Consider the following 8,726-nt stretch of genomic DNA (forward strand, 5'->3'; position numbering starts at 1 on the left):
CTCTGATCATTTAGCTCTATTAATCTAAATCGCTTGGGGCAGTTAAACTTACCAATTCTCCTTTCATACGCTCAATATCATAATCAATATGAGCAATAGAAGCCGTTTGAAAGATTGGACAGTCGCCATCAGATGTTAATTCAGCAACTAAATAACAAACAAGAGGCATATGAGACACGATTAATAAGTGGCCAACATTCTCTGAAACACAAATCCCATCAATATAATCATGCATACGTTGAGCAGAGCCAGAAGGCGTAATAAAGTCTAATGTGGTTATCGCAACATCTTTACCTATCGAACTACTTATTTCTTTGACTGTTTGTTGAGCTCGAACAAAAGGACTAACAATCACCTTATCAATAGCGATATTTTGCTTGGCAATCCATTTTGCCATTTCATTAGCTTCCAGCTTGCCTTCCGATGTTAATTCTCGGAGTGCATCGTCAGTGCCAGAAGTAAACGCTTGGCCATGACGCATGATATAAACTTGCATAATTAATCCATGCATACCAAATGTATGCATCAGTTTTATAAATTGGGGCTATAGTAAAGCAATAGTGATTTTTTTTATAACAACTGTTAAGAATATAATGGACTCATCTTATTCCATACGGTAATTTAAAAATTAATTAATTTTACAATTTTCCCTTTATTTTTCATGTGCTGTAAAAAATAATAACTGAGCTGGAGCTCACTTTGAAAAAAAGTCCTAATGATCATAAGCATTATTTACCTTTAACATTAAACAATGGTTTACGTGTTTTATTAGTTAATAATAACGAGACTAAAAAGTCTGCAGCCGCCTTAACAGTTAACGTTGGGCATTTTAGTGACCCAACCGATAGACATGGCCTAGCTCACTTTTTAGAACACATGTTATTTTTAGGCACAGAGAAATATCCAGATGGTAGCGAATACCAAAAATTCATAAGTCAGCATGGTGGCCACAATAACGCTTGGACAGCTACAGAACACACCTGTTTTTTTCTCGATATTAATTATCAATTTTTTGAAGAAGCTCTAGACAGATTTAGCCAATTTTTTACTAAACCACTTTTAAGTGATGAATTTATTCAGTCTGAAAGAAAAAACATAGACGCCGAATATAAGCTTAAATTGAAAGATGATATTCGTAGGCTTTACGATGTACATAAAGAAACTATCAATCAAGCCCACCCTTTTTCTAAATTTTCGGTCGGAAACCATCAAACCCTAGCAGATAGAAATGGGGAAAGTATTCAACAAGAAGTTTTAGCTTTTTATAATAAATATTATCATGCCGAAAAAATGACACTTGTACTTGAAGGTCCTCAATCATTAGATGAATTACAAATACTTGCAGAGTCAAAGTTTTCAGATATTTCGGATAAACAAGCTGTCGACTGTACAATAACAGCACCATTATATTTAGCAGAAAATCAAGCTACACTAATCAATGTATGTCCTGTAAAAGATGATCATCAATTAATTATTAGCTTTGCTATGCCTTCAATTGATCATTTATATAAAAACAAACCAGAATCAATTTTAGCTTACTTACTTGGCCATGAAGGTGTTGGTAGTATTTTGGCTTTGCTAAAAAGTAAACATTGGGTTTTAGAACTAACAGCGGGTTCAGGTATTAATGGCTCAAACTTTAAAGATTTTAATATTAGTTTTCATTTAACAGAATTAGGTGAAAGTAAAGTAAATGAAATAACAACAATTGTATTTCAATATATTCACCTAATGAAGAAATCCCCCTTGCCTGAGTCTTACTTTCAAGAAAAGAAAACTCTAGCTGAGATAGCTTTTAAATATGCTGAAAAAACTAAACCTATCGATTCAGTGTGCCAATTAGTGGTGAATATGCAGCATTACCCAGAAGATGACTATATCTTCGGTGATTATGCTATGACAAATTATTGTCTAGAAGAAATAAATGATTTGTTATCTTATTTTACCCCTAAAAATATGCGTATCATTCACGTCAGTAAAAATAATCACTTTGAAAAAAGAAGTAAATGGTATGAAGTCCCTTATAGTATTTCCCCAATAGATATTACATTACTGGAAAGTTGGGAGCAGCCTAACCATAACGAAGCATTATCACTTCCAGATAAAAACCCTTACATAGTGAAAAAGCCTATTGTTCTATCTAATTCATTAACTCAAGAAGAAAAACAAAAATGTTCACCACTTCCTGAATGTATAGATAATGAAAGTGGATACGAGCTTTGGTTCAAACAAGATCTCATTTTTAATATTCCCAAAGGATATATTTACATTGGCATTGATTCACCAATAATAATTCAATCAACAGAAAACATTGCTATGGCAAGACTATTTGTAGACTTATTCAGTGATTCAATAACAGAAAAACATTACGACGCTGAACTTGCAGGCATTCAATATCATTTATATGCACACCAAGGTGGCATGACATTGCAAACATCCGGTTTTACCGAAAAACAAAGCCACCTACTCCAGCAATTACTAAAAGACCTAAAACAGGCTATTTTCAAAGAAGAACAATTTAATTTATTTAAAAGTCAATTAATTAGCCATTGGGATAATACAAGTTCAAGCAAATCTATATCCCAACTGTTCTCTTATTTAAGTTCAACAATTCAACCTAATAATTCAAGTTCTAAAAACCTATCAAGCGCATTAAAAAACATTACGTTTAGTCAATTCACTGACTTTACCAAGCAGATTTTTACTCAAGTATCAGTTAAGTCATTAATACATGGTAATTGGGAAATAAATAGCGCAAAAGAAATAGGTAAATTAATTAAACAATTTTTCACAAACAATATGGATGATCATTACAAAGTTTTCCCTTCAGTGATCAGCATAGAAAACCAAGGTAAAATTGAATTACCACTTATTTTACCCAAACATGATCACTCAACTATTACTTATTACCCAATACATAACAAAGATCTAATCTCTGTTGCTAAATGCATGCTCACCAGTCAACTTCTATCTCCAATGTTTTTTCAGGAAATAAGAACAGAAAAGCAATATGGCTATTTAGTTGGTGTGAACTTCATTCCAATTAATCGATACCCAGGTATTGCGTTTTATATTCAATCACCTAACACCCAATCAGTTGATTTATCAGAAGCTATAGATAACTTTATCATTAATGCTTGTTTGAATATTGAAGCAATGGAAACAGAACATTGGGAACATATCAAACATGGGCTATCCAGTCAGTTATTAGAAAAAGACTCAAGTTTACGTATTAAAAGTCAGCGCTTTTGGGCTTCTATTAGTGCTGATGAATGTAACTTTAATCAAAAAGTACAACTTATAGATGAAATACAAAAACTGACTTTAGAGCAAATAAAAAACTTTATAAAAGAAACCTTATGCCCAAGTAATACACCAGATAGAATAAACTTATTATCTTTTAATAGTAATCACGATCTAAAAAACAGCACAGTTCAAAATAAAGATATTAAAAATACTCTATATTTATTAAATAATTACCAAAGAAAAAACTAAACCTGCCGATAACACTATGACGAATGTGAATAACTTGTTGAAGTGCTTTAAAAGATATTGCTTAACTCAATAGTTGACTTAAGCCAAAGCATGACTTTTAATAGCACAGTGATACAAAGAATAATTAATAAAATCATAGTGATTGCGCGTTTATATATTAAATAATGTAAACAAACAGAATGTAGTCACCTTAAACGTAAATACATTTCAAGGTTGTTGTATTGTTTAATTTTATAAGCCCTATATTGGCAAATCTATTTCAAAAAATAATATTAAGGTATGCAATATTATTTTCTCTCCTTTTATCTATAAATAATTCCTTAGCCTACGAATATATTGTTAGTCCAGAATTGAAGTTTGAGTCAATTACTATACAAGATGGCTTATCTCAGAGTTATGTTTTCGACATTGTCGAAGATAAACAAGGGCTTATATGGATAGCAACTCAAGAAGGCTTGAATAAATATGATGGTAAAGACTTCACACATTACAAAAACGACATTCTTGATAAAACATCTGTAGCGAATAATTTCATAAGAAAAGTCTTTGTGGATAATTCTGGCCGACTTTGGATAGGAACACAAAATGGCCTAAGCCGTTACAATGAAAAAACAGATAATTTTGACAATTATCTACACAACAAAAACACAACGACTAGCCTGCAAGATAATGTTGTTTGGGATATATATCAAGACAGAGATAATAAAATTTGGATAACTACTGAATCAGGTATTCATTATTACGATGAAAATCAAAATAATTTTCACAGAATAAAAATTAAAGATGATGATAATAAACTAAAAGAAATTAAAATCTTCTTTCAAGATGAGCAAGGTAACTTCTGGCTTGGTACCTATGAAAATGGAATTTATATTGTTGGTAACAACCTAAAAACTGCAATATCACTTCAAAAAGAAAATAAATGGAGTTTGTACATCGATGCAAATCGCCTATCTGATATAGCTATAGTTGATAATGACTATTGGCTAGCAACAGACAAAGGTATATTTATTGTTGATAAAAATTATAAGTTAAAAAGACACTTAGACTCACAATCAGTAAACGCTCCTATTTCTTCAAACATGGTAAATTCTATTCTACAAATAGATGATACCCATGTTTGGATAGCAACCGAATTTGGTTTAACCATCTACAACCTTCATCATCAAAACACTGTCCATCATAAAGTTAGAGAATCTAAAAATTCGATAATAAACAATTACATTTATAAATTACATAAAAGCTCATCAGACACAATATGGATATGTACCGATGGAGGTATCAATACATTCTCTTCTATTTCGATGAGCTTTAAGCATTTTAAATTTGATGATGATTCAAAGAACCAAATATTAGATTTTTTCATTGAGTTACCAGACAAGCAGAAAATATTAGCTAGAGGAGATGGTCAATTATTTAGTTTAAGAGGTCAAGAGCAGACTAAGCTTCCTATTAAATTTGATGGAAGCATTCACCATATTATTAACAAGTCTTCAGACGTTATAATAGTTAGAACTATTGATAATGATTTGTTTGAATATAATTTAAATACGAATGAGTTAATTAATCATAAAAATTGGGTTAAAAACTCTAATTATCCCCATGAAACTAATATAATTTTATTTATAAATAATAAATTGTGGTTTATTAACAATGAAAATAACCTGTCTAGTTACGATTTATCATCAGAACAGTTTAATAGTTACCAAGACCATTCTACGAAAATAACTAGTCTTTTCTTCGATGAGGGTAATGACAACGACTTTATTTGGGCAACATCATTAGATAATAAAATAGTTAAGTTCTCGTTTTTAAATAAAACCTTCGAAACTATTTACAATATTAAATCGACAGATTATCTCATTAGCAATTCAAAACACATAATCAAATCCGGTGATTGGTTTTGGTTGGGTTCATTTGACCAAGGTATTTTACTTTTTAATGCTCAGACTGGAGAAACTCATGTTTTCAACGAAAATAATAAATTAGCTAACAATTCCATAAATGGTTTATTTGTTGATGAAGACCTAAATGCTTGGTTTAGTACTAACAAAGGAATTTCCGCAATTAATCCTTTCAAAAAAACAGTCATGAATTTTGGAGAGAGTTTTGGTGTAAATGATAATGAATTTATTAACGGTAGTATTTTATATTCATCAGAAAAAGTCGCCTACTTTGGTGGGCTGAATGGTTTTCATAGAGCAAAATTGAGTGAGGTTCTTGCTATAGAACAAAGTACAAACAAGCCTATTTTAACTAACCTATTGCTAGCGAATAAGAAAATCAATGTATTAGCTCAGTCTGGAAATGCAGATACCTCTCCTATATTTACGTTAAATAATCATATAAATAATCTGAAAAATCTAACATTACAACATGAACAATCTCCTTTCAGTATTGAGTTTATTTCACCTAATGTAAAAATTCCGAATCAAATAAAATACAAATATCGCCTCCAAGGACTTGAAGAAGACTGGATTGAAACTGATACCAATAATCGCAGAGCTACTTATACTAATTTAGATGCTGGTTCTTATATATTTGAAGTACAAGCTATTGATTCAATTACCCCTTCAAATAGTAAAACTAAAACATTGAAATTAACTATTATGCCACCTTGGTGGTTATCTACTTTAGCGCTCACCTTATATGCTTTAGTTATATTACTTATTGTCGGTTATTTCTTATTTCAATTAAGACAACAACGTTTATCTCACCTGCAAATACAACTAAGTGAAGAACGCTTAAAGCTTTCGCTATGGGGTAGTGGAGATGAAATGTGGGATTGGAATATTGTTAACGGTAAGATTTTTCGTTCTAACATTTGGGGGATACTAGAGTTTCCACAAGATGGTAAAAGAAATGTGGGAGCGGAGCAAACCAATATACATCAGCATGATATACCTAGAGTAAGATCGGCCTTAAATGCTCATTTTACCGATGAAGTTGATCACTTTGAAGCCACCTATAGAGTAAAAGATAAAAATAATCGGTGGATTTGGGTGCTTGATAGAGGGAAAATAGTAGAACGGGATGAGAAAAATTCTCCTACTCGAATGACAGGTACTTTGAAGGATATTAGCCAAATAAAAAGAACAGATGAAAGGTTAAAATTATTTGCTAAGTGTATTGAAAACATATCGGATGCTGTGGTTATTTTTGACCGTCAATTTACCATTGTAGATGTTAACAAAGCTTACCAACGAATCACGCAAATCAAAAAAAGTGACATGTTAGGTACTAGCTTACGCTTTAAGCAATATTCAGAAAGTTTTACACAAAACATTAAAAAACATTTGATCACTCAAGGTAGTTGGCACGGAGAAATAGAAGACAAACATATCAACGGAGATATATACACCATCGATTTAAATATCGATATTATCAAAGATGAAAATAACAACATATCACATTTTGTTGGTGTCTTTTCTGATGTTACAGAGCGTAAAAACAATGAAATTGAACTAAGAAAATTAGCAAATTCAGATACATTAACAGGATTACCAAATAGATCTTATTTTCAAGCAAATCAAACTCGCCTAGTAAAAGCTAAAACGCCTCATGCTTTACTGGTTTTTGACTTAGATAACTTCAAAAAAATAAACGATTCTATGGGCCACGGTGTTGGCGACGCTTTGTTATGTAAAGTTGCTCAAAGAATTATTGCATCTGGAAGGAAACAAGATACTGTATACCGACTCGGCGGTGATGAATTTAGTATAATTGTCGAAAATACAAATGACATTCACACGATAACCACTATTGCCAAAAACACACTTAAAACTGTTGCTCAAGCAATGAAATTAAAGAACCAAGAGGTGGTGTTGTACAGCAGTATCGGTATTGTGTTATTCCCTGAAGATGGCGCATCATCACAAGAGTTATTAAAGAATGCTGATACTGCAATGTATCATGCAAAAAACAGTGGTGGCAATAAATACCAATTCTTCAATGAATCAATGAATAAAAAAGCTGTTAAAAGACTACAAATAGAAAACTTAATGCGTCATGGTTTAAAAGAAGATTATTTCTCAGTATTTTATCAGCCTAAAATAGAGATCAGTACTGGTAAAGTAGCCGGTATGGAAGCGCTGGTTCGCTTCGAAACACCATCTAAAGGCATAATAAGCCCTGTTGTATTTATCCCTGTATCTGAAGAAACGGGGCAAATAATCGATATTGGCGAAATAGTTCTTAGAAAGTCATGTTTTGCAACTAAGAAGTGGGTAGATGCAGGGCTATTCGAAGGCCGTATTGCCGTAAATTTATCAGCCGTACAATTTACTCAACCGAATCTTGTCGGTATGATTTCAGATATCCTCAAAGAGAGTGGTTTACCTGCAAAGTATTTAGAACTCGAAATAACAGAAGGTACTGTTATGGACTCACCACAACAAGCTATAGATACAATGTTGCAAATAAGAGCGATGGGAATCCATCTTTCATTGGATGACTTTGGCACGGGCTACTCTTCTTTAGCTTACTTAAAAAAATTCCCGTTAAATACATTAAAAATTGATAAAGCATTTGTTGATGATATTGAAACATCTGAACAAGGTCGTAATATGGTTGCGACTATAGTAACCATAGCGCATAACTTAGGCTTACATGTAGTAGCCGAAGGCGTAGAAACAAACCAACAACTAAACTTCTTATCGGGTTTACATTGTGAACAATTACAAGGCTACTTATACAGTAAACCTTTACCAGAAAATGACTTTCAAAAATATTTGCTTTCCCATCAGATCACAAATAAATCGACCGAATTTAACAGACGTTAATGAGTGTCAAAATTTCGACTACTATCTGTAACCCCTTATATTATAGGATTTAATTAAATAATATGAGTTGGCATGTTTCTCGCTTTATTTATAGTGCTAATAAAACGCACTAATAAAAATAAATAATAAAAAATGAGGAATACACATGTTAAGTTCAATAATCTTATCACTAGTAATGGCTCAACCTGCTCCAACAGCAGATGTAAATCAAATAGAAATAAAAGAAGTAGCTCGTAGAACTGCTCGTCGTGTAGATAATAGCTTTTCTATCGATGAAGTAGCTCGAAGAACGGCTCGTCGTGTAGATGATAGCTTTTCTATCGAGGAAGTAGCTCGCAGAACTGCTCGTCGTGTAGATGATAGCTTCTCTATCGAGGAAGTAGCTCGCAGAACGGCTCGTCGTGTAGATGATAGCTTCTCTATCGAAGAAGTAGCTCGCAGAACTGCTAG

The 8,726-nt window shown here is 32.3% G+C and carries 4 protein-coding genes; 3 read left to right on the top strand and 1 reads right to left on the bottom strand.

Translation table 11 applies throughout. The annotated features are described in order from the left end of the window. Positions 1-19: 19 nt before the first annotated feature. Positions 20-496 (bottom strand): phosphohistidine phosphatase SixA, encoded by a 477-nt coding sequence (gene sixA / locus Q5N69_RS14405; protein WP_304369734.1) that lies wholly within the window; start codon positions 494-496, stop codon positions 20-22. Positions 497-699: 203 nt separating this feature from the next. On the opposite strand from sixA, the gene Q5N69_RS14410 reads away from it, so the two are divergent. The 3 genes from Q5N69_RS14410 to Q5N69_RS14420 form a co-directional block, all read left to right on the top strand. After that, a complete protein-coding gene (locus Q5N69_RS14410; protein WP_304369735.1) occupies positions 700-3,495 on the top strand; it encodes an insulinase family protein in 2,796 nt (931 codons plus the stop codon). 350 nt (positions 3,496-3,845) lie between these two features. After that, complete coding sequence (locus tag Q5N69_RS14415; protein ID WP_304369737.1) at positions 3,846-8,276, top strand: EAL domain-containing protein; 4,431 nt, start codon at positions 3,846-3,848, stop codon at positions 8,274-8,276. 145 nt (positions 8,277-8,421) lie between these two features. After that, positions 8,422-8,726 (top strand): hypothetical protein (locus tag Q5N69_RS14420; protein ID WP_304369739.1); only part of this gene is annotated, 305 nt, incomplete at its 3' end.

The organism is Pseudocolwellia sp. AS88, from assembly GCF_030551755.1.
Classification (GTDB): domain Bacteria; phylum Pseudomonadota; class Gammaproteobacteria; order Enterobacterales; family Alteromonadaceae; genus Pseudocolwellia.

Coding starts and splice junctions, on each gene's coding strand:
- sixA (WP_304369734.1), bottom strand. CDS start 496: ATGCAAGTTTATATCATGCGTCATGGCCAAGCGTTTACTTCTGGCACT.